We start from the raw sequence: 22,713 nt of genomic DNA on the forward strand, positions 1-22,713 counted from the left end.
TGAAAAAACGGCCGGATTTCCGGCCGTTTCTATTTATACTGGTCAGACTACCGGTTACACTTGGGCCAAACATAACAACCCAAGCCCCAATCGCATTACCCGGAGACTCTCAGTGAAACCCCTCTATTCCTGGCTGCTGGGCAGCTTATTAATCGGCCATGCCTGCGGCGTCGCGGCACTCGATTCGGTGATCGCACCACGTGCCGATAAATCGCTGGCGCTCGATATTGTCGCCACCGGACCGGAGCAACATGTTGCGGTGGGTGAACGTGGTCATGTGTTGGTCAGTTCCGATGACGGACAAAGCTGGCAACAGGTGCAAGTCCCGACACGAGCAACGCTGACTTCGATTGCCGCCAGTAACGGTCAAATCATTGTCGGTGGCCATGATGGTGTGTTGCTGCTGAGTAACGATGGTGGCCAGGTTTGGAAAATGGTGCGCAATGAACCGGAGCAGGAAAAGCCGGTGCTGGATATCGTGTTTCTTGACCAGAAAACGGCATTTGCCGTTGGCGCCTACGGCCTGTATTTGAAAACCACCGACGGCGGTTATCGCTGGGTGGAGGAAGAACACCCGGAACTGGAAATTCCCGAATTCGGATTCCCGCATTTCTATCAGCTGTTGCCGTTGCAGGACGGTTCATTGTTGCTGGTCGGTGAAGCCGGTTTTGTTGCCCGCTCCGAAGACAATGGCGATAGCTGGACCACGTTGCCATTGCCCTATGAAGGTTCATTGTTCGCGGTAGGACAAACCGAGAGCGGCGCGCTGATCGTCGCCGGTATGCGTGGCAATATTTTGCGTTCCGACGATCTCGGCCAGAACTGGCAAACGATAGATATCGATATTCGTTCCGGTCTGAACAACATCGTTGTTGATGGCAAGGAAGTCGTGATCACTGGCATGGATGGCATCATCCTGCGCAGTATTGATGATGGTCGCACGTTCACCGTCAAACAACGCCCGAATCGCAAAGCCATTGCCGCCGCTACACTCGAACAAGAAAAGTTGTTGGTGGCTGCCGAAGATGGTCTGCATGTCCTTGAACTGCCTGCTACAGCGCAATAATCCGTCGGAGTTCCCATGAAAAAAGGTTTCTTTGCCCGCGTTGCCGATGGTTTGATTTCGGCGCGCGTTGCCGTGGTGATTATCTTCGCGCTGATTACCGCTTACATGCTGACCTCAGCATTGCAGATCCGTGTTGATGCCGGTTTTGCGAAAAACGTGCCGCAAGAGCACGAATACATGAAAACGTATTTCGAACACCAGCAGGAGTTCGGTGGTGCCAATCGGGTGTTGATCGCCTTGCAGGATACGTCCGGCGATATTTTCAACCCGGTGTTTTTTGAACGCCTGGAAGCCGTGACCAAGGCCGTGCAATCGATTCCCGGTGTCGATCAATCGCAGGTCTCGTCCCTGTTCACACCGAACACTCGCTTCACCGAAATCACCGAAGAAGGTTTTGAAGGCGGCCCGGTCGTGCCGGCCGATTTCCGTGCCGAGCCGGATGATCTGGAGCGGGTCCGTGAAAACGTACTGAAAGCCGGCATTGTCGGCCGTTTGGTTGCCAACGATTTCTCGGCTGCAATGATCACGGCGCAATTGCTCGACATCAATCCGCAGACCGGTGAGCCGCTCGATTACATCAAGTTTGCCCAGGATCTGGAACAGCAAATCCGCGGCCAGTATCAGAATGACCAGGTGAAAGTGCACATCATCGGCTTCGCCAAGATGATTGGCGATGTCGCCGAAGGTGCCCGCGGTGTGTTGATGTTCTTCGCGATTGCCATCGCGATTACCGCCGTCTTGCTGTATTTGTTTACTCATTCGGCGCGCTTGACCTTTTTGCCAATCACCTGTTCGTTGATCGCCGTGGTTTGGCAGCTGGGTTCGCTGAATTTGATGGGCTTCGGTATCGACCCGATGTCGATCCTGGTGCCGTTCCTGGTGTTCGCGATTGGCGTCAGTCACTCGGTGCAATTGGTCAACGCGTTCGCGACCGAACTATCGACCGGCCTGACGCCGTTTGAGGCGATCAAGAACGCCTGCGGCCGTGTCTGGGGCCCTGGCATTTCCGGTTTGTTGTCAGACGTTGTCGGCTTTCTGACACTGCTGTTGATCAAAATTGAAATCATTCAGGAATTGGCGGTAACGGCAGCGCTCGGCGTTGGCATGTTGTTGTTCACCAATCTGATTCTGTTGCCATGCTTGCTGAGCTGGGTGAAGCCTTCCGAGCGCTTCAATCAACGTATCGCCAAACAACACGCGATGCAGGCGAAATGGTGGGACAAGATTTCGGCGCTGTCGCTGCGCAAATTTGCCTGGATTCCGATTGTCATCGGTATCGGTTTGTTCGTTGTCGGTTATATCGGTGGTCAGAAGCTGTTTGTCGGTGATTCCCAGGCAGGCGCTCCGCAGTTGCGTCCGAATTCGGTCTACAACCAGGACACCCGCTTTATCACCGAACATTTCTCGATTGGCGTTGATCTGATTACCGTCATTGTCGAGTCGGAAGAGGAAAGCTGTTCGAACTATGAGCGTCTGAATGCCATTGATGAATTCGGCTGGCATATCAGTAACGTGCCGGGCGTGCAGTCGGTGGTCAGCCTTGCCGACATCGCCAAAGTGGTGAATTCGGCAACCTTCGAAGGCAATATGAACTGGCGCGTGCTGTCGCGTGATCAGGCGGTGCTGGCCCAGGCCACCCGTTTGGTGCCGACCAGCAGCGGTTTGTTGAATGCGGCCTGCACCGTGGTGCCGGTCATGATCTTCACCGAAGACCATAAAGCCGACACCATTGAGCGCGTCGTCAAAGCAGTCAAAGACTACCGTGATCAGAATCCGCAAGAAGGCATGGAATTCCGTTTGGCCACCGGACCGGTCGGCGTCATGGCGGCGACCAATGAAGCGGTTGCGGCGGCCAAGTGGCCAATGCTCGGTGGTGTCTATGCGGCCGTTATCCTGCTTTGTCTGCTGAGCTTCCGAAGCATCCGCGGCACCATTGCCGTTGTGCTGCCGCTGATGCTGGTGTCGGTACTGGCTGAAGCCGTAATGGCTGGTATGGGCATCGGACTGACCGTTTACACCTTGCCTGTGGTAGCGCTCGGTGTTGGCGTCGGCGTCGATTACGGCATCTACATTTTCTCGCAGATGCGTCGTTATCTGCGCGAAGGTCACAGTGTCCAATGGTCGTATCGCGAAACCTTGCATGTCACCGGCAGCGCGGTACTGTTCACCGGTTTGACGCTGGCCATCGGCGTTGCCACCTGGATGCTGTCGGCACTGCAATTCCAGGCTGATATGGGCAGCTTGCTGACGTTCATGTTCCTGTTGAACATGCTCGGCGCGGTGCTGTTGTTACCCGCGCTGGCCTCGTACTTGTACCCGAAACATCATTGATTGTTTAAAAGTTAATCTTCAGCCGCCCCATTCTGGGGCGGCTTCATATTTATGCGCACCCCTGTGGTGCGATCAGTTGCGTTGATCCGTGAATTTCCGCGATTAATACCCTAAAATAGCCTGCAATTTCCAACCCCCGCACCCACGGTTTCCCTCTTACCGTATCGAATCGATCACAAGGATAGACTTCATGTCTGAATCACTGGCTGCAAATAACTCTGCTCTCGTTGATGGCATTGTCGCGTTATTGCAATCGAAACTACCAAGCAAACAAGCGGAAATTGCCTGCGAATTTGCCCGACTGTTTTACAGCAGCGTGTCGCCGGAAGATATCGCGACCCACACCGCACATGATTCGTATGTGTCAGTGCTGAATCTCTGGAAGTTCATGCAGGATTACCAGGGCGGCACACCAAAAATCCGTGTGACCAATCCGGATGTGAAAACTCACGGCTGGCATTCCAAACGCACCGTCATTGAAATTCTGCACGACGACATGCCGTTCCTGGTGGACTCGGTGCGCATGGAATTGGCGCGCATGGGCCTCGCCATCCATCTTTACATTCATCGGCCGTTACGCATTGCCCGCGATCGCAACGGTAAAGTCGAAAAAGTCGAAGCCTTGATGTCAGCGTCGGGGCCGAATTGCGAAACCCCGATGTACATCGAAATCGATCGGATTCCGGATGTCGCCGGTCATCGCCATCTGGAAGAAAACCTGCACAAAGTGTTGGAAGACGTGCGGCTGACCGTTGGTGATTTCCGCCCGATGCTGAGCAAGATGCAATCGATCATCAGCGAATTCGAAAATCAGCCGCCGCGTATCGACAGCAACATCCTGAGCGAATCCAAGGATTTCATGCGCTGGTTGCTCGACGAACACTTTATTTTCCTTGGCTATCGTGAATACACCGTCGAAAAAGTCAAAAGCGATTATCGCTTGAATCCGGTTCGTGGCAGCAGCCTCGGACTGCACAAGAAAGCCGACAAAACCGCGCAACCGGTGATGCTGTCGAGTCTTTCTGTTGATGCCCAGCAAGTCGCACTCAATAACGCCGAGCCACTGGTACTGACCAAAACCCGCACGCTGGCTACGGTGCATCGTCCAAGCCAAATCGATTACATCGGCATTAAACGTTACGACCAGAAAGGTCAGGTCATTGGTGAACATCGTTTCTTCGGCTTGTACACGTCAACCGTGTACAACCGTAACCCGCGTAATATTCCGGTTATTCGCCACAAGATTCAGGCCGTGATCGAACGCTCCGGTCTGGTACCAGGCAGTCACGACTTCAAAGCGCTACGCGCTATTATCGAGTCGATGCCGCGTGATGAACTGTTCCAGATTTCGGTCGAGGAATTACTGCAACTTGGCATGGGCGTGCTCTACATCAAAGAACGTCCGATGATTCGTCTGTTCATTCGCCGCGATCCGTATGGCCGTTTCTTCTCGGTGTTCCTGTACGTGCCTCGTGAGCAGCACACGACCAAACTGCGCTTGAAAATGCAGGAGATTCTGGCGCGTTATCTGGGTGGCAAGGCTGGCGATATCCGCTTCTCGACCTGGTTCTCGGAGTCGATTCTGGCGCGCGTGCATTTCATTGTGCCGGTAGAGAACGCCGGCAAGATCAATTACGACGTCAAGATCATCGAGAAAGACATGCGCGAAGCTGCGCGCAGCTGGGATGAGCAACTGAAAGAAGCACTGCATGAGGCGCATGGCGAAGTCGAAGGCAAGCGCCTGGCGCTGCGTTATTACGATGCTTTTTCGCCCGGTTATCAGGACGTCAATTCGGTAGAGACCGCAGTCGTCGATATCGAGCAGATTGAAACCGTGAAATCCGATCGTGATCTGGCCATGCTGTTGTTCCAGCCGGAAGCAGAAGGCGCCGATCTGCATTTCAAACTCTATCGCCGCAATTCACCGGCCTCATTGTCGGAAGTACTGCCGCTGCTGGAGAACATGGGCCTGACAGTCATCGGTGAAGCGCCAAGCGAAGTCGATTGCCGTGATGAGTCGGTTTACTGGGTCATGGATTTCTCGCTGGCCGTGCGTGGTGAGCTGCAACTCAATATCGAAAACGTTCGTGGCAAGTTTCAGGAAGCCGTGGCGGCGGTCTGGCGCGGCGAAGCTGAAAACGATGGCTTCAACCGTCTGGTGTTGGCTGCCGACATGACCTGGCGTCAGGTCAGCGTGCTGCGTGCTTACGCCAAATACCTCTGGCAAATCGGTTTTACCTTCAGCCAGAGCTCGATTGAACAAACGTTGTCGGATTATCCGGCCATTGCCCGTAGCCTGGTCGACTGGTTTGATGCTCGATTTAACCCGGAAACGGCCAGTGAAGATAAAGCCGCTGCACTGCTGAAAGAAATCAAGGCAGCGCGCGCCAATGTCGCGACACTGGATCAGGACCGCGCCATCAGCCGTTTTATCGATGTTATGCAGGCAACCCTGCGCACCAACTTCTACATGCTCGATGAGCATGGTCAGCACAAACGCTATACGTCGTTCAAGATTCGTCCGGCAACCATCGCCGATATTCCGCGCCCGGTGCCGATGTTTGAAATTTTCGTTTACAGCCCGCGCGTCGAAGGTGTGCATCTGCGCTTCGGTAAAGTCGCCCGTGGTGGTTTGCGCTGGTCAGATCGTCGCGAAGATTTCCGCACCGAAGTCTTGGGTCTGGTCAAAGCGCAACAAGTCAAGAATACCGTTATCGTGCCGAGCGGCGCCAAAGGCGGTTTCGTCTGCAAACAAATGCCGAAGAACGCCGATCGCAGCACGATGCAGGCCGAAGGCATTGCCTGTTATCAATTGTTTATTCGCGGTCTGCTGGATATCACCGACAACATCATCGGCGACAAAATCACGGCACCGAAACGCGTTGTTCGTCACGACGAGGAAGATCCGTATCTGGTCGTTGCGGCCGACAAGGGCACCGCGACGTTCTCCGATATCGCCAACAATATTTCATTGCAATACCAACACTGGCTCGGTGATGCGTTTGCCTCTGGTGGCTCAAATGGTTACGACCACAAGAAAATGGGCATCACCGCGCGTGGTGCCTGGGAGTGCGTCAAGCGCCATTTCCGCGAAATGGGCAAGGATATCCAGTCCGAAGATTTCACCGTCATTGGTGTCGGCGACATGTCCGGCGATGTGTTCGGTAACGGCATGTTGTTGTCGAAACACATTCGTCTGCAAGCGGCGTTCGATCACCGCCATATTTTCCTCGACCCGAATCCGGATTCGGCAAAGAGTTACGTCGAGCGCGAGCGTTTGTTCAATCTGCCGAGCTCCAGCTGGGATGATTACAACAAGAAACTGATTTCCAAAGGCGGCGGCATTTATCCCCGTTCGGCGAAATCGATTCCGCTCAGCGATGAAGTGAAAGCGATGCTTGGCGTCAGTCAGGACGAAATGAGTCCGCCGGAACTGATGAAGACCATCCTGAAAATGGACGTTGAACTGTTCTGGAACGGCGGCATCGGCACCTACGTCAAAGCCAGCAACCAGCACAACAATGAAGTCGGCGATCGCGCCAACGATGCCATCCGCGTCAACGGCAAGGAGCTGCGTGCGAAAGTGGTCGGCGAGGGCGGTAACCTCGGCATGACCCAGCTTGGCCGTATTGAGTATATGCTCAATGGTGGTCGCGGCAATACCGACTTCATCGACAATGCCGGTGGCGTCAATACTTCCGACAACGAAGTCAACATCAAGATCCTGCTGAACAAATTGGTGCAGGAAGGCGAGCTGACCGAGAAACAGCGCAACAAGATCCTCGCTGACATGACCGAGGAAGTCGCTGAAAGTGTCTTGAAGGACAATTACCGTCAAAGTCAGAGCATTTCGATTACCGAATCGCGCGCGCACAGCATGGTGAAAGAACATATTCGTTTTGTTCATCAGTTGGAGCGTGAAGGCCGGCTCGATCGACATCTCGAATACCTGCCGACCGATGAGGAAATGCAGGAGCGGATGATCAAAGGCAAGGGGCTGACCCGCGCCGAGCTGGCGATTCTGACCGCTTACGGCAAAATGAGTTTGAAAGAGCTGTTGAACGTGCCGGAAGTGGTCAATGACGCGTTCTATCATGATCTGCTGCGCAACTATTTCCCGCGCCTGATGCAGCAAAAATTCCAGCAGGAACTTGGCAGTCACCGTCTGCGCAATGAAATGGTGGCGATGATGCTGGCCAACGATATGGTCAACTTTGGTGGCGCCAACCTGGCGCACCGGATGGCCGATGAAACCGGTGCCAGCATCGCCGAAGTCTCGGCCTGCTTCACGATTGCCCGCCATGTGTTCTCGGTCGATGCCTATTGGGAGGCGTTGGAAGCACTCGACAACAAAGTGCCGGCCGCATTGCAGCTGGAAATGATGCATGAGTCGCAGCGTTTGCTACGTCGGGCGACACGCTGGTTCCTGCGTCAGCGCCGTAAAGATGCCAAGTTGTCGGATGAAATTGCTCGCTTCAAACCAGCGGTCGATACGCTGCAGAAGCATTTGAGCAAGGTGCTCGATGCCACCGAGATGACCGAGTTGAACCGTGATCGTCAGGCATTGATTGATCGCGGTTTGCCGGCGCAACTGGCTGAGCAATCTGCCTACATGAGCACGGTGTTCTCGGCCTTGGATATCGCTGAAGTGGCGGCTGAACTGAAGCATCCAGTCGAGCTCGTTGCCGAGACTTACTTCAAACTCGGTATGCAACTCGACCTGCACTGGTTCCTGGCACAAATCGTCAAGCAACCGGTCGACAACCATTGGCAGGCGTTTGCCCGCGCCGCGTTCCGCGAAGAACTCGATTGGCAACAACGCCAATTGACCAGCACGGTGTTGAAACTGACTGGCGAAGCCGACACGGCTGAAGAGAAAATCGCGCTATGGTCGGAAGACAATCCGCAGGTCAAGCGCTGGTTGCAATTGCTGATTGATTTCCGCTCCAGCAGCGTGCATGAGTTTGCCAAGTTCTCCGTGGCCTTGCGTGAACTCGGCATTCTTCTGCAAAGCGGCCAACGTCAAATTGCCGCAGGTTCACGCTTGAAAGCACCGGTCAAAGCTGTCGTCAAACAAGCTGCAGCGAGCAAGCAAAAAGCGGTAAAACCCAAGGCGGTGGCAAAGATGGCGAAACCTGCACCAAAGGCAACACCGACGGTCGCCAAGGATGTGAAAAAGCCAACGCCACGCAAGGCAGGTAGTACCGGTAAAACCCGGAAAGTCGCTAGCAAGTCGAAGTAGTAAATGCCGGTAACGGCATCAACAAAAAGCCATCCGATTCGGATGGCTTTTTTACTTCTGGAGATAAATCAATTTCGCGCGGCGTTTATGCGCGATTCATCGCCCATTGCCAGATTTGTTTCCAGCTCGCTTCCTTGCCGTAGAACAGCATACCGGCCTGGAAGATTCGGCTGGCGATGCGGCGCAAGTACAACACGCTGATCAGCAGCACGATAAACGAACCGAGCACCTGCCACCACGGCACCAGGCCGTGCACCAGTCGAATCGGCATCGCTGCCATCGACGAGAACGGTAGCCACGACAGCACCTGCATCATGGTGTTTTCTGGTGACTCCATGCCAGGGAAGACCAGCATAAAAAACAGCATCGGCAGGAACATCAGCGTGCCGCGCGTCGAGGTATTCGGATCGTCAATTGACGAAGCGATGGCGGCCATCACCGCGTTCCAGAACAACATGCCGAACAGGGCGAACAGAATGGCAACGAACACGACCGGCAATGACAGTGTGCTCAGCAGCAAGTCTTCCTTGCCGGAGAAGCGGTTGTAAACGCTCAAACCCAGCAGGCCGTAAATGCCCCAGGTAATGACCGTTTTCAGCCCGTGCCCGGTCAGGCCAAGCAGTTTGCCGTCAATCCAGGTTTGGTGGGGAATTGCCGACACCACCAGCTCCGATACGCGATGTTGTTTTTCGCTGGTGATCGAGGCAAAGAACAGCGCAAAGCCAGTCATGACACCCATCATCGAAAAAAGCACCAAGCCAAATGACAGCAGCTTGCTGACTTCACTGGCCGGTTTTCTGGCATTAGCCGTGAACGCCTGATCGATTTCGATTGGCTTTTGCCAGGCCTCGAACGTGTCTTTGCTGATCGCGCTTTGCTGCAGCGAGAACTCCAGCTTGGCGTCGGACAAAGCCTTGTTCAGTTCTTTGCGCCAGGCCGGTTCCTTGCCGACAAATAACTCGGCTTTATCCAGCGATTGCACAATCAACAGGCCGTCGAGTCGCTGCTCATCGACATCGGCGAGACGCGCCTCTTTTTCGCTGATATCGGCCTTCAACAGGCGTAGACGATCATCACCGCCGTATTCCAGCGGTAATGCCACGTCGCTAATCACCGCGACTTCAAAGCTTTCTTTTGATTTCGACCATTGCATCAAGGCGCCAGCGCCATTGGCGACGATAAACATGCCGGCAATGATCACGAGGTTGATCAGTTCATGCTTCCATTTGAAATAACGCATGAACTCAAAACGGGCGACGGACCAGACGGTGTGTTTCATACGGCTACTCCTTCGCTCGAAGCTTCTTTCTGTACTTCAGTTGCCGGTTGGTGGCCGACGGCACGCAGATAAATGTCATGCAGACTGATCGCTTCACTGTGAATATGTTTCAGCGGTCCGGATTCGCCCAGATGACTGAGCAAGCGATTCAAATCCGCCTGATGCGACAGAATCAGTTTGCGTGCGCTGTCGGATTCCTGACGTACTTCCAACACACCGGCTTCACGCAGGTTATCCAGTGCTGGCACATTGCTTTGGTATTCAACGGTAACGGCCAATGACAAGCCGGAGGACTCACGCAAGGCTTTCATGTCGCCGAGCTGTACGCGGCTGCCTTTACTCATCAGCAGAATACGATCAGCAAGCCGTTCAATCAGCGCCATTTGATGCGCGGACAGCAGTATCGTGGTGCCTTCGCGTTTCAGCTCACGCATCAACTCCAGGACCATTTCCTGGTTGATCGGATCGAGGCCGGAGAACGGCTCATCAAGTACCAGCATACGTGGCTTATGGAGTAGGGAAGCGATCAACTGTACTTTTTGCTGATTGCCTTTCGACAGCGTCGAGACTTTTTCTTGCTGGCGATCCTCAAGCGCGAAACGCTTCAGCCATTTTTCTGCCTCGGCTTTGGCATCGCGCCGGGTCATGCCGCGCAATTGCGCCAGATAAATCAGCACGTCGATGATTTTCTGGTCCTGATACAGCCCGCGCTCTTCCGGCAAATAGCCGAGCTCTGCCGGTGTAATCACTGGTTTTTCGCCTTGCCGACTGTGATAGCGGACATGTCCTCTATCCGGTGAAGTCAGACCAATCAGCATGCGCACCGAGCTGGTTTTGCCGGCGCCGTTTGGGCCTAGCAGCGCGAAGATTTCGCTTTCCTGCACCTGAAAACTCAGCTCGTTGACCGCCAGCACGCTGGCGTACTGTTTGTGGATTTTCTCTACATCCAGAATCATCAGAAAACATCCCTACTGTTACTGTTGGTGAACCGTTTTGCCGGCAACATAAGTCGCCAGCACATTGATGTCGTCGATCTGCATTTCATCACTGTGAAAGTAATCGCGATCGACAACGATAAAGTCGGCCCATTGACCGACTTGCAAAGCACCGACGTCATTTTCCATATGGCCTGAGTAGGCGGCATCGACGGTAAACAATTTCAGTGCTTCGCCACGATTGAGTTTCTCATTCGGATACCAGCCATCGAGCGGTTTGCCATCACGATCCTTGCGGGTGATGGCGGCATACAAACCGTGGAAGGGATTGGCGAGCTCCACCGGAAAATCGGAACCACCGGCAAGGCGGACATTGGCGTCCAGCAATTTGCGCCAGGCATAGGCGCCTTTGATGCGTTCGCTGCCGACCCGGTCTTCGGCCATGTTCATATCGGAGGTGGCGTGCGTCGGTTGAATCGAGGCAATGACTTCCAGTTCGCGGAAGCGTGGAATATCGTCCAAGGCAATGACTTGTGCGTGCTCAATCCGGTGCCGCAGTGCCCGCGCTTTGCCGTCGCGGGAAAGCTTTTCGAACGTGTCGAGAACCAAGCGATTGCCAGCATCACCAATGGCGTGGATGTTGACCTGCCAGCCGTTGTTGATCGCCAGCTTGGTCAGCGCCTCCAGTTGTTCCGGCGTGTACAGCAACAGGCCGCGATGATTCGGATGATCGCTGTAATCTTCAATCATCGCGGCACCGCGACTACCAAGCGCGCCATCGGCCCAGGCTTTCACCGAACGCAAAATCAGACGCTGATCGAACTGAGGTTTAGGTGGTGCTTTCGCCAGCATTTTCCGCGCGGCGTCGCTGTCGGCCAGCATCGCGTAAATGCGCATCGGCATGTCATCGTTTTTGCCGAGTTTTTGATAGGCCTTGTAGTCGTCAACACTGATGCCGGCATCGTGAACGCCGGTCAGGCCCATCGTCACCAGCGCGTCCATTGCCGCTTTCAAGGTCGCGGCGCGTTCATGCAGCGTTGGCGCGGAAAGATGTTTAGTAATGAGATCGGCGGCATTGTCGATCAGCACACCGGTGGCTTGGCCTTGTTCATCGCGCAGGATCTGGCCGCCTTGCGGATCAGCTGTTTTTGTCGTGATGCCGGCCAGCTTCAGCGCCTTGGTGTTGACCCAGGCGGCGTGGCCATCGACCCGTTCCAGCATCACCGGTCGGTCGCTGATCACCTTATCCAAATCGGTAGCGGTGGGGAACTGTTTGCCCGGCCACAGCACCTGATTCCAGCCACGTCCGACAATCCAGCGCCGGTCCGGGTGTTTGCCGGCAAAGTCTTTGACCCGCGCCAGCGCTTCATCAAGGCTGGCTGTGCCGCGCAAATCGACTTGCTGCTGCTCCAAACCAAAACCGTAAACATGGCCGTGAGCGTCAATCAAGCCCGGTAACACCTGCGCGCCATTCAAGTCGCGGTCGCCAGCCTTGGCAGCACGCGCCGGTTCGCCATTGCCGATGGCGGTGATTTTGCCGTTATCAACCAACATCCAGGTGAACGGTTGCCAGCTGCCTTCGTGATAGCGATACCCCTTGGCGTTGTGAATCAGCGTATCGGCCATGGCGAGGCTGCTGACGGCAAGCAGCGACAGACTGAACCATTTCATTGCGTGTTCTCCGTGATGTTGTTGTGGGTCGAAGCGTGAAAAAAGCGCAGTTGCAGTTCCAGCTGTTCGGCAAAACGCAGCTCGCTGTATACCGTTCGTCCGGCGCTTTGCCGAACCAATTCCTGTAACAAACCTTGTTCTGCTTCATTTGGCTGTGCCAAAGCCCATTGCAGGCCAGACTCGCTGCTGGCCAGTGCCAATCGGTCACCGTCGTTGCATTGCAACGGTAGCGCCATGTCGGCGGCCAGTGCCAGCCTGCCTTCGCGGGTGCCAACCAGTAGCGCTGCCTGATGGGCTTGTTCGTCCTGGCGCCAGTGGCGCTGGACTATGCCGGCCAGGTCCGCCGGTGCCAAGGCACATTCCGGCTGGCTTACCAGCGAGCGCAGATTCGCCTCGCGAGCAAACCATTGGTCATCGGGCTGGAATTGCGCTTTCGGGGCCTCCAGCAGAGCCAGACGGGCCCGCAGGCTTTCATCCAGCACCGGCCAGCTCAATCGCCACTCATCACCGTTGCCGGCAGTTTGCCAGCTGACGCTGGCAATCGGATGAACCCCGGCAAGCAAGCTGGCGAGTGGTTCGCAAGACAAGCGTTGCCAGCCCAGTTGTGCGTTCAGCCAGCGGCTATGCAACTCGCCCTTGGTAGCCGCCGGTGCTGCCAACCGGTCGATAACGATGTCGGACTCCAGCCGTTGATACCAAATCAGCAGTTCACCGTTGGGAATAGTTTCGCGATGCAGGCTGAAGTCCGGAAACAGGTTTGCCAGCGTTTCGGAGCGGTCGGCCTGAGTGAGCTGCCAAACGATCAGTTCGGGTCCAAATGCCAGCAATTTTGGACGTATTCGCTGCAGTTCGCGTTGAACGGACTCTCCAAGCAAATCCGCCAACAAGGGTTGCTGATAGAACTGCTCGGCGTCAGCGGTCGCGACATACAGCCACCAGTCATGGCTGGTCGGCAGGTAAATGCTGGCTTGATCGGCCTCGCTTAACTGACGTTGTTCAATACGGGGTTGTTCGGCTTTTGGCTTCAAGCTCAGCCAAATCGCGCCGGCCAGCAGCCCGATTCCGGCGACCATCAACACGGCGGCAAAAAAATTGCGGAAATTCAACATGTTCCACCTTAACTCGTCAGGCGGCTATGCTGCCTGCTCGATCCCGGTGACGCAAGTAAGCCGGCCTGCGAATATTCCGGGCTTGGCCTTGAGTGGGGTGGGTCTGTCGGCTACGATCCGCGCTCACTTTTCGGGACCCGATTTTCCCTCTTCGAGTTAGCTATGAGCATGCGCAGTCATTATTGCGGCGATTTGAACGCCGCGCTGGCCGGTCAAACGGTACGTTTGGCCGGATGGGTCCACCGTCGCCGCGACATGGGCGGTGTCGTATTCCTGCAAATCCGCGATCGTGGCGGCATCGTGCAGGTGGTCTGCGAGCCGGATGTACCGGCCGTGTTCAAAGTGGCCGAAGGCGTGCGCAGCGAATTTGTTGTGCAGTTGACTGGCGTGGTGCGCAAGCGCCCGGACTCGCAAATCAACAAAGAGATGGCGACCGGCGAAATCGAAGTGGTTGCCAGCGAGATGCAATTGCTGAACGCGGCAGAAACGCCGGCGGTGTTGATCGACGGTCATATCCCGGTTTCCGAAGAAACCCGTTTGAAATACCGCTACCTGGATCTGCGTCGCCCGGAAATGCAGCACAAATTGCTGTTCCGCCATCGTGTTACCCAGTTCATGCGTCGTTACCTCGACACCAAGCATTTCGTCGATGTCGAAACGCCATTCCTGACCAAAGCCACGCCAGAAGGCGCACGCGATTACCTGGTGCCCTCACGCGTACATAAAGGTTATTTCTACGCGCTGCCGCAATCACCGCAGATTTTCAAACAGCTGCTGATGATGGCCGGCTTTGACCGCTATTACCAAATCGTTCGCTGCTTCCGCGACGAAGATTTGCGCGCCGACCGTCAGCCGGAATTCACCCAGCTCGATATCGAAACCTCGTTCCTGAATCAGGACGAGATCATGGCGATCATGGAAGACATGGTTGTTGGCATGTTCAAGGAGCTGATGGGTATCGATCTCGGCAGCTTCCCGCATATGACTTATGCCGAAGCGATGCGCCGCTACGGTTCTGATAAACCGGATTTGCGTGTCTCGCTGGAATTGGTTGATGTCGCGGATCTGTTCGCCAGCAGCGAATTCAAAGTATTCGCCGATCCGGCCAACAACCCGAAAGGGCGTGTTGCCGCGCTACGCGTGCCGAATGCGTCCGAAAAGCTATCACGTAAAAATCTTGATGAGCTGGCCGAATTCGTCAAGCCGCATGGCGCCAAAGGTCTGCCGTACATCAAGATCAATGACGCGAAAACCGGCGTTGCTGGCATTCAAAGCTCATTCGCGAAATTCCTGAGCGATGAAACACTGAATGCCTTGTACCAGCGCGTTGGCGCTCAGAATGGCGATGTCATTTTCTTTGGTGCGGATAGTTACAAAACCGTTTGCGATGCGCTTGGCGCGCTGCGTCTGCGTGTCGCCAACGATCTCGGTTTGGTCGAGCAGGGCTGGCGCCCATTGTGGGTTATCGACTTTCCGATGTTCGAGCAGGCCGATGGCCGCTGGTATTCGATGCACCACCCATTCACTTCGCCAAAAGTGTTGTCGCCAGAAGAATTGCTGGCCGACCCGGAAAACGCCGTATCGCGCGGTTACGACATGGTGCTGAACGGTTGCGAAGTCGGTGGTGGTTCGGTGCGTATCCACGATCAGAAATTGCAAGCCGCCGTTTTTGATTTGCTCGGCATCAGCCGCGAAGAAGCGCAGGAAAAATTCGGCTTCCTGCTCGAAGCATTAACCTACGGTACGCCGCCGCATGGTGGTCTGGCGTTTGGTTTGGATCGTCTGGTCATGTTGATGGTTGGTGCGGCATCGATTCGCGATGTCATCGCCTTCCCGAAAACCACAACCGCTTCCTGCCCGTTGACCGATGCGCCAAGCCGCATTCCAGAAGCACAGTTGACCGAGGTGGGCGTACGCGTCGCCGAGTAAACGTAACGCTTTCGGCAGCGGCATTGGTCGCTGCCGATTTTCATGTTATGGACCGTTTTCACTACTGCAATTTGCACCCACCACCCGCTGTTTCCTGATCGCCGGCCAGCCGCGCCGGAAGCTTTCTAGCAATCGCTTTTCCTTGCTCGCCTCACTCGCGAGTCAATACCTTGTCTGATCAGGAGCAAGCATGGCAGGTCATTCCAAATGGGCCAATATCCAGCACCGCAAAGGCGCACAGGACGCCAAACGGGCGAAAATCTTCACCAAGTTCATTCGCGAAATCACCGTTTCCGCACGCATTGGCGGTCTGGACCCGGATGCCAACCCACGCTTGCGTGCCGTTGTCGATAAAGCGCTGACGGCGAATATGTCGCGTGAGGTCATCGAGCGCGCGATCAAACGTGGCGCCGGCGGTGAGGAGGGGGCGAACCTCGAGGAAATCACCTATGAGGGTTACGCACCCGGCGGGGTCGCCGTAATGATCGAAGCGACCTCCGATAATCGCAACCGCACCGTCGCCGATGTCCGTCACGCCTTGAGCAAAAACGGCGGCAACCTTGGTCAGGATGGTTCAGTTAGTTTTCTGTTCAGCCACAAAGGCCAGATTATGCTGACGACTGGCGCAAATGAAGATGAGGTGATGGAAGTCGCGCTGGAAGCCGGTGCTGATGATATTCAAACCCAGCAAGATGGCAGCATTGAAGTCACAACCACTCCGGAAGACTTTCTCGCCGTGAAAAAAGCCTTAAGCGATGCCGGTTTTGTCATTGAGCGTGCCGATACATTGATGATTCCGGCTACTTACATCGAGGTCGATGATATCGATACCGCGAAGAAAATCGTCAAGATGATTGATATGTTGGAAGATTTGGATGATGTACAGAAAGTACATGCCAATATGAGTTTTTCAGGGACCGTTTTGATTTTTGTGTAACTGGCTTCATCATATCCTCAATAGGAGAGCATTATGAAGCCAGAAAAACCTGTCAGCACCCATACCACACTTGATGAATTATTAGACCGTTGCAAATCAACCGAAGACTTCCAGGCACTAACCAAAGTGTTGTTCAAGCAGGTCGCGGAGCGGGCGCTGAAGGCCGAAATGGAACAGCATCTGGGTTATGACAAACACGCCGTCAAAGGTCGCAACTCCGGTAATTCACGTAACGGCCGATCGACCAAGCAAGTGCAAACCGAGCATGGCCCACTGGATATCGAAGTCCCACGTGACCGGAATGCCGAGTTTGAACCTCGGTTTATCGGCAAGCATCAACGACGCGTTGGCAGCATAACGGACGCCATCGTGCGACTCTACTCTTACGGCATGAGTCAGCGTGACATTCACGACTACCTGCAAGAAACCTACGGCAACGCGGTGTCACCGGCGCTGATAAGCCAGGTGACCGAACAGGTTATGGATGAAGTACAACAATGGCAGAAGCGACCACTCGATTCGACTTATGCGATTGTCTATCTCGATGCCTTGGTGACGAAGTCGCGGCAGGATGGCATGGTCGGCAATCGCTCCGTGTATGTAGCGCTGGGCATCAACATGCGCGGTGAGAAAGAGATTTTAGGGTTATGGTTGGCCAGCAGTGAAGGCGCCAAGTTCTGGTTAAGCGTTATCAATGAACTGAAAAATCGCGGCGTCAATGACGTATTGATTGCTTGTGTCGATGGCCTTAAAGGCTTCTCGGAAGCGATTAATGCGGTCTACCCGCAGACCCATGTGCAGCAATGCATCGTCCATCAAGTGCGTCACTCGCTGCACTTCGTCCCTTGGAAAGAGCGTAAGGCCGTGGCGGCCGATTTACGGTTGATTTATCGAGCGGCAACGGAAAGCGAAGCACAGCGGGCGCTGGCTGAATTTGAACAGAACTGGGGCGGGAAGTATCCGCATATTGGGCCGAGCTGGCGTAACAACTGGACACGGTTGACGGTGTTCTTTGATTATCCGCCGGAAATACGGAAAATCATCTACACGACCAACGCGATTGAATCACTCAACGCCAGCTTGCAAAAAGTGTTGAAACCCAAGAAAGCCTTCCCGAATGACGAGGCAATCTTGAAGGTGTTGTACTTAACCTTGCATCGGATCGCGGAAAAGTGGACGATGCCGGTACACGATTGGAAAGCCGCACTGAATCAGTTGTTGATCGTGTTCGGCGAAGACCGCGTGAAGGTGTAAATCCGCCAGTTACACAAAATTCTGGACAGTCTCGTTTTTCAGATGCGGTATTGGCGGTGTTGGAGCACGATTAAAACCACCGGTGCCCTCCGTCATTCTCTCGTTGGCGGAGATCTAGGTTTTTCGCGGCGCTAGGCATTCGAAGGAGATTTCAAAGGAATGGGGACTCTATTCGCTACGCTCGATTCATTCTATGTCTACAGGTATGTGTCTACTAAAAGTCCGGAACTATTCTAACCATGAAATTTGTTGGTCCGCAGACTCAGGTTGGAACTCTGATTCATACGCGAGAAATTCGACCTCCCATGCGAGGCTACCTTCGCATTCTGGGCGGGTCACGTGAACCACGAAGTCTGGAGTTAAATCGAGGCTCTTCAATAATCGGCGAATAAATATACCCTCCACGATGACCGGCCGATTGTGATTAAGGCGAGATTGCAGGACTCGCTTTAACTCGCGCATATGATACGCAGGATTACAATCGTCATTTGCAAGGTAGAGATCTGTTTCAACGAGAGGCACTTCTAGTTTCCAAGCCATGTATCGACTTAAAGGGCTTTTGCCAACACCGTCACGGCCATCGACTGCGATGAGATACGCTCGCCATGGTTGTAAGATGGTTTGTAGCTGTTTTATAAGTTCTTCGATTGTTTCCATGGCTTTTTGATAAATCTCAATTCGCTGTCGCTCATCTTTCCGAAGTCGCCAACTTTTTCGCTTTAAAGCTAATTACCCCAGTCGCCAACGAGACACCAGCCAGAATAATACTGCCGCCGATGATCATCGGCAGCGTAATGCCTTCGCTAAGGAACAGCGCACCCCAAGTGATGCCGAACAGTGGAATCAGATAGGTGACGGCGATGGTTTTCGTGGGACCGATTTGGCCGAGCAGGCGGAAGAACAGCAGATATGCAATCGCGGTACAAAATACACCGAGCGCGATGACGCTAAGCCAAGCTTTGACGGAAATGCTGTTATCCGGCCACAGGTAAATCGCGAATGGCAGCATCATCAACGTCGCCGTGATTTGGCTGCCGGTGGCGGTAACGAGAGGACGTACGCCGGTCATCGTGTGTTTGGTGTAGTTGACGGCGATGCCGTAGAGGAACGCCGCGAACAGGGCACCGAGTGCGGCAAAGCCACCGCTGCCCGGTTGGAATGAGACTTTGCCGGAGAGCAGAACCAGCACGCCGGTAAAGCCGATGAAAAGGCCCAGTACCCGCAACCATGGCAGACGTTCGCGGAACCAGATAAAGGCGATCAGGGCACCAAACAACGGCGCGGTGCTATTCAACACGGCGGCAAAGCCGGCGGTGATGAATAGCGTTGAATAGGCGAACAAGGAAAACGGCACGGCCGAGTTCAATAAACCCAGTACCGTGAACGGCACCGCTTTGCCTTTTAGCTCCGATAACTGGCCGCGAATGACGATGACGGCGATCAGAAACAGCGCGGCGATGCCGACGCGCACCGCAATCAATGGCACGGCACCGAACTCCGGTACGGCAACACGCATAAACAGGAATGAGGCGCCCCACAGGGCGGCCAATAACAACATATCGAGGAGGTGACGGGTGCTCATGATCGCGGATAGCTTTGCTCAGGAAGGCGAGCTATTGTCCGGCATGCCACGAGACAAGGCCAACAAAAACTGGACGAACAATTCACGCTGTCAAGAAACGCTGTGTTTCCGCTAGAAGCCGTCTCAAAAATAGTCTGGGCGAAGGCGAGGTGCACGAATAGGAGCGGAGGAACCGGAGTTTACCAGTAGTAAATGAGGATTGTTCACCACATCCATGTGGTTCACCCTGGGGGCTACGCTAAAATCCGCTCCCGGCGGATTTTTCCGAGCACCGCATTCGTGCACCTCACCGAGCTCCAGGCATTTTGGAGATGGCTTCTATTCGTGGATCTGTCCTCGCAGATAAAACCATTGGCCATTTTCTTTGACGAACTGGCTGGTTTCATGCAAGCGATGGGCGCGGCCGTTGATTTTGTAGCGGGCAACGAACTCCACTTCCGCTTCGTTTTCGTCGATCGACCGATGTTGGCGTACTTCCAAGCCGAGCCATTTTGTTTTTGGGTCGGCAGCCAGATCATCTTGTGATGGCCGCGTCGATTCATGCCAGGTGCGCCGCAGATAGTCGGTATTTTGCATGACGAATGCGCTGTAGCGCGAGCGCATCAACTGCTCGGCATTCTCTGCTTTCTTGCTCTGATGCAGCGGGCCACAACACTGGCCGTAAGCCAGTTCAGAACCACAGGGGCAGGGGACATTTTCAGTTTGTATCATCGGTGGGCTTTGGCTTGGATAAAGCTGTAAAAGAAAATGGTTTCCGGCCGTTGTTCACGCTCGTGCATATCGGCTTCCATGGCCTGGATATCGGCACGGTTCAATCCGCCGGCATCGCGGATGGCATCGGCGGCCGACAGCATCAAGCCGGTCCAGTAACGCAGCATCGCGGTGCGCTTTTCCGGCTCGCGATTATCGTAATGAAACGATTTCGGTTCCAGCACAATATCGCGAAATTCGGCGGCTTGCAGCAGGTTGCCGAGTTTGGCGCCGACATACGGATCGCCGCCTTGTTGTTGCTGCACTTCGTTGAATCGTTGCCAGTAGCGATCAACGGCGAACGAACGTGGTGACAGCAGCAAGCTGCTGTTCATCACTTCGGTGAGGTAAATAACGCCACGTTCCTTCAGCACCCGACGGGCTTCACGCAAAACACTCAGCGGGTCGTTGATATGTTCCAATACCCAACAAATGAAAACCGCATCAAATTGCTGATCGGGAAACTGCAATTCAGCGGCGTTCATCACGGAGAATTGATAGCGAGCCGGATCAATGGTGCTTTCGGCAAGGTTGGCGTTGGCTTGCAGGATTTGGGCTTCGTTGATGTCGACGCCGTGCAAGCGAAGCTGTGGAAAACGGCGCAACAGGATTTCCGATTGGGCGCCAACTCCGCAGCCGATCTCCAGCAGTGACTCGACACTGCGTAATTCAACGCTCTGATAAATCAGTGCTTCGGTCATCGCCGCCTGTTGCCGCAGGCGTTGCTGTTCGTGCGGTGTGTAGCCGTGCAAATAAGTGCTTGTGGCATGCCGTTCCTGCATTGACGCTCTCCTTCAAAACCAACAGCTAAAGCATAGTAGCAGGGAAGTCCGTTTCGGTTTAACTAGAAGCCATCTCAAAAATGCCTGGAGCTCGGTGATCTGCGCGAATGTGGTGCTCGGAATCCTCATTTACTATTTGTAAACTGCGGTTCCTCCGCTCCTCTTCTCGCACCTCACCTTCGCCCAGACTATTTTTGAGATGGCTTCAAAAAAAACGCGCCGTTGGGCGCGTTCATATTCAGGGGGAATGAAAAGGTTCTGGCTTATGGCGCGAAATCATCAAGCAGAATGACGCCGAGCGGTAAGCCGCCACCCGCCGCATCGCGTGCGATGGCGCTATAGATACCACCGTTTTCCAGCGTCACGGTCAGCGGACCAATGGCGGCGGTTTTGCTGCCGGTTGCTGTGATGGTGATGTCGTAGCGGCCGGTAGCGAGGCTGACATAACCGGTATCGGCCTTGAATGGCACATTGCTGAAATTGGCCGTGACGGTATTGATATCAGTGCCCATGGGCGTCACGTAAATATCGACATTGCCGGCCGTTGGACTGCCGTGGGTCAGTCTGACTTGCGCTTCAGTGGCAATGCGTCGAATGCGATCACTTTGCACCAGTGGTTCAATCGAGGCGAGCGGACCGACGGCAGCAACGGTGCTGACCGAGTTCGCGGCCAAGTCCAGATCGGCATTGATCGCGACGATGCTGTTGTCGGCGTCCGCGGCGACTTTGACGTTGTAGCTATCGGGCGGCACCGTGGCATAGGGCGTGAAGTTCGGATATGCCAGAGCATTGACCAGTGGCGCCGCAAAGTTATCGTTAACCACGACGTCAACGGCTGGTGCATCCGGCGAATTGTGCACGACACGCAGCGCCGCTGGTGTGTTGGCGTCACGAATGATACTGCTCGGGTTGACGCCATCGCTCAGTAGTAGATTGATCGGTGAAACGGTGTTATCGATTTCCGTCGCGAGAATATTCTGCAACGCGACCAACAACAAATCGCCGCCACTCAAACTGATGGTGCCACTGTCGAAGACAACCGTGCTGCGATTTCCTGTCGGCGTGACCCGAATCCGGTAGTCACCATTATTGACCGTGACCGGACCCAGTTTCTGGCGGAACGAAAAATTGCCCAGCGCTGCCGCGGAAGCCAGATCGGCTGTTGGTGCGGTGACATAAACATCGACGCCTGGTGCATTCGGTGCGCCGTGGAATACCGTGACTTGAGTGCTGCCGCTCGGCACAGCAGCAGTCGAGGCATCGATAACATCAAGCGTAATATTGGCGACATTACCGGTTGCAATCAGCGTGTAGTTGCGATCGGCATTCAGCGTCAGATTGGCAGGACCGATGACCGTAACGTTGCCGCCCGGCGTTACGCCTTGTACGGTGGCACTGACGTTGCCGACACTGGCATTGAAATAGGGCGTGGCGTTGGCATAATCCAAATCATTGACGGCGGTGGTGCCACCGGCCAACACATCCACTTTCGGTGCATCCGGTGAGGCATGCACGACACGTGCTTTGGTCACTTGTGGCGCAGGCGGCAGATCCACGTCGTCATCGTCATCATCGAATACGCTGCAGGCACTTAACAGCGCCACAGCCGCCATCGTCAATAGCGTGCGGTTTACCACTTTCATCTTTACTCTCCATTTGCTCGTTTACACAGGGACCGTGTCATACCGCCTGAATGACACTTGCCGTTACGCCTTCCAACCTGTTTGCGATCAACGCCATTTATCGGTGACAAAAGGACCAATCCGGAATGAATGTTTAAACGTAGAGGTATCGAATGACGGCAAGAAATTGTTCACGTCATTGAAGCTATGACTGAAAATCTCTC

At 54.6% G+C, this 22,713-nt stretch carries 15 protein-coding genes; 6 read left to right on the forward strand and 9 right to left on the reverse strand.

Annotated elements, in window-relative coordinates; genetic code table 11:
• Nucleotides 1-112: 112 nt before the first annotated feature.
• From E2H98_RS15350 to E2H98_RS15360, 3 genes are all read left to right on the forward strand, one after another.
• Nucleotides 113-1,066, forward strand: a complete 954-nt coding sequence (locus E2H98_RS15350; RefSeq protein WP_133593545.1) for a WD40/YVTN/BNR-like repeat-containing protein — start codon at nt 113-115, stop codon at nt 1,064-1,066.
• A 15-nt stretch (nt 1,067-1,081) separates the two neighbouring features.
• Nucleotides 1,082-3,397 carry an efflux RND transporter permease subunit gene (locus E2H98_RS15355; protein WP_133593543.1) on the forward strand — a complete coding sequence of 772 codons (2,316 nt, stop codon included), beginning with the start codon at nt 1,082-1,084 and terminating at the stop codon, nt 3,395-3,397.
• 190 nt (nt 3,398-3,587) lie between these two features.
• Complete coding sequence (locus E2H98_RS15360; RefSeq protein ID WP_133593541.1) at nt 3,588-8,639, forward strand: NAD-glutamate dehydrogenase; 5,052 nt, start codon at nt 3,588-3,590, stop codon at nt 8,637-8,639.
• Nucleotides 8,640-8,724: 85 nt separating this feature from the next.
• Here E2H98_RS15360 and E2H98_RS15365 read toward each other — a convergent pair whose 3' ends face one another.
• Genes E2H98_RS15365 through E2H98_RS15380 form a run of 4 tightly spaced genes read right to left on the reverse strand, consistent with a single transcriptional unit; the run spans nt 8,725 to nt 13,633 of the window.
• Nucleotides 8,725-9,918 carry an ABC transporter permease gene (locus E2H98_RS15365; protein ID WP_133593539.1) on the reverse strand — a complete coding sequence of 398 codons (1,194 nt, stop codon included), beginning with the start codon at nt 9,916-9,918 and terminating at the stop codon, nt 8,725-8,727.
• Nucleotides 9,915-10,874 carry an ABC transporter ATP-binding protein gene (locus E2H98_RS15370; RefSeq protein ID WP_133593537.1) on the reverse strand — a complete coding sequence of 320 codons (960 nt, stop codon included), beginning with the start codon at nt 10,872-10,874 and terminating at the stop codon, nt 9,915-9,917. The genes E2H98_RS15365 and E2H98_RS15370 overlap by 4 nt, the downstream gene beginning before the upstream one ends.
• Before the next feature lie 18 nt (nt 10,875-10,892).
• On the reverse strand, nt 10,893-12,524 hold the full coding sequence (locus tag E2H98_RS15375; RefSeq protein ID WP_133593535.1) for an amidohydrolase: 1,632 nt from the start codon (nt 12,522-12,524) through the stop codon (nt 10,893-10,895).
• Nucleotides 12,521-13,633, reverse strand: a complete 1,113-nt coding sequence (locus E2H98_RS15380) for a hypothetical protein (RefSeq protein ID WP_133593533.1) — start codon at nt 13,631-13,633, stop codon at nt 12,521-12,523. Before E2H98_RS15380 ends, E2H98_RS15375 begins: the two co-directional genes overlap by 4 nt.
• A gap of 168 nt (nt 13,634-13,801) precedes the next feature.
• Between E2H98_RS15380 and aspS the strand changes: the two genes are divergently transcribed.
• The 3 genes from aspS (at nt 13,802) to E2H98_RS15395 (ending at nt 17,753) form a co-directional block, all read left to right on the forward strand.
• Nucleotides 13,802-15,562, forward strand: a complete 1,761-nt coding sequence (gene aspS, locus E2H98_RS15385) for an aspartate--tRNA ligase (protein ID WP_133593593.1) — start codon at nt 13,802-13,804, stop codon at nt 15,560-15,562.
• A 190-nt stretch (nt 15,563-15,752) separates the two neighbouring features.
• On the forward strand, nt 15,753-16,499 hold the full coding sequence (locus E2H98_RS15390; protein WP_133593531.1) for a YebC/PmpR family DNA-binding transcriptional regulator: 747 nt from the start codon (nt 15,753-15,755) through the stop codon (nt 16,497-16,499).
• A gap of 33 nt (nt 16,500-16,532) precedes the next feature.
• Nucleotides 16,533-17,753, forward strand: a complete 1,221-nt coding sequence (locus tag E2H98_RS15395; protein ID WP_157591272.1) for an IS256 family transposase — start codon at nt 16,533-16,535, stop codon at nt 17,751-17,753.
• Between the two features lie 228 nt (nt 17,754-17,981).
• On the opposite strand, the gene E2H98_RS15400 is transcribed toward E2H98_RS15395, so the two are convergent.
• The 5 genes from E2H98_RS15400 to E2H98_RS15420 all read right to left on the reverse strand — a co-directional run bounded on the left by E2H98_RS15400 (nt 17,982) and on the right by E2H98_RS15420 (nt 22,510).
• Nucleotides 17,982-18,410, reverse strand: coding sequence for a hypothetical protein (locus E2H98_RS15400; protein WP_133590415.1), 429 nt, complete (start codon nt 18,408-18,410; stop codon nt 17,982-17,984).
• 31 nt (nt 18,411-18,441) lie between these two features.
• Nucleotides 18,442-19,335, reverse strand: a complete 894-nt coding sequence (locus tag E2H98_RS15405) for a DMT family transporter (protein WP_133590417.1) — start codon at nt 19,333-19,335, stop codon at nt 18,442-18,444.
• 318 nt (nt 19,336-19,653) lie between these two features.
• On the reverse strand, nt 19,654-20,046 hold the full coding sequence (locus tag E2H98_RS15410; RefSeq protein WP_133590419.1) for a YchJ family protein: 393 nt from the start codon (nt 20,044-20,046) through the stop codon (nt 19,654-19,656).
• Entirely contained in the window at nt 20,043-20,867 is an 825-nt protein-coding gene (locus tag E2H98_RS15415; protein ID WP_133590421.1) for a class I SAM-dependent methyltransferase, read from the reverse strand. The genes E2H98_RS15410 and E2H98_RS15415 overlap by 4 nt, the downstream gene beginning before the upstream one ends.
• Nucleotides 20,868-21,130: 263 nt before the next feature.
• Nucleotides 21,131-22,510 (reverse strand): DUF4397 domain-containing protein, encoded by a 1,380-nt coding sequence (locus E2H98_RS15420; RefSeq protein ID WP_133590423.1) that lies wholly within the window; start codon nt 22,508-22,510, stop codon nt 21,131-21,133.
• Nucleotides 22,511-22,713: the final 203 nt, after the last annotated feature.

The organism is Permianibacter aggregans (assembly GCF_009756665.1).
Taxonomy (GTDB): Bacteria; Pseudomonadota; Gammaproteobacteria; order Enterobacterales; family Permianibacteraceae; genus Permianibacter; species Permianibacter aggregans.

Bases quoted from the DNA above. Each gene is read 5' to 3' on its own strand.
- E2H98_RS15355 (WP_133593543.1), top strand. From the start codon at position 1,082: ATGAAAAAAGGTTTCTTTGCCCGCGTTGCCGATGGTTTGATTTCGGCG.
- E2H98_RS15360 (WP_133593541.1), top strand. From the start codon at position 3,588: ATGTCTGAATCACTGGCTGCAAATAACTCTGCTCTCGTTGATGGCATT.
- E2H98_RS15365 (WP_133593539.1), bottom strand. From the start codon at position 9,918: ATGAAACACACCGTCTGGTCCGTCGCCCGTTTTGAGTTCATGCGTTAT.
- E2H98_RS15370 (WP_133593537.1), bottom strand. From the start codon at position 10,874: ATGATTCTGGATGTAGAGAAAATCCACAAACAGTACGCCAGCGTGCTG.
- E2H98_RS15375 (WP_133593535.1), bottom strand. From the start codon at position 12,524: ATGAAATGGTTCAGTCTGTCGCTGCTTGCCGTCAGCAGCCTCGCCATG.
- E2H98_RS15380 (WP_133593533.1), bottom strand. From the start codon at position 13,633: ATGTTGAATTTCCGCAATTTTTTTGCCGCCGTGTTGATGGTCGCCGGA.
- aspS (WP_133593593.1), top strand. From the start codon at position 13,802: ATGCGCAGTCATTATTGCGGCGATTTGAACGCCGCGCTGGCCGGTCAA.
- E2H98_RS15390 (WP_133593531.1), top strand. From the start codon at position 15,753: ATGGCAGGTCATTCCAAATGGGCCAATATCCAGCACCGCAAAGGCGCA.
- E2H98_RS15395 (WP_157591272.1), top strand. From the start codon at position 16,533: ATGAAGCCAGAAAAACCTGTCAGCACCCATACCACACTTGATGAATTA.
- E2H98_RS15400 (WP_133590415.1), bottom strand. From the start codon at position 18,410: ATGGAAACAATCGAAGAACTTATAAAACAGCTACAAACCATCTTACAA.
- E2H98_RS15405 (WP_133590417.1), bottom strand. From the start codon at position 19,335: ATGAGCACCCGTCACCTCCTCGATATGTTGTTATTGGCCGCCCTGTGG.
- E2H98_RS15410 (WP_133590419.1), bottom strand. From the start codon at position 20,046: ATGATACAAACTGAAAATGTCCCCTGCCCCTGTGGTTCTGAACTGGCT.
- E2H98_RS15415 (WP_133590421.1), bottom strand. From the start codon at position 20,867: ATGCAGGAACGGCATGCCACAAGCACTTATTTGCACGGCTACACACCG.
- E2H98_RS15420 (WP_133590423.1), bottom strand. From the start codon at position 22,510: ATGAAAGTGGTAAACCGCACGCTATTGACGATGGCGGCTGTGGCGCTG.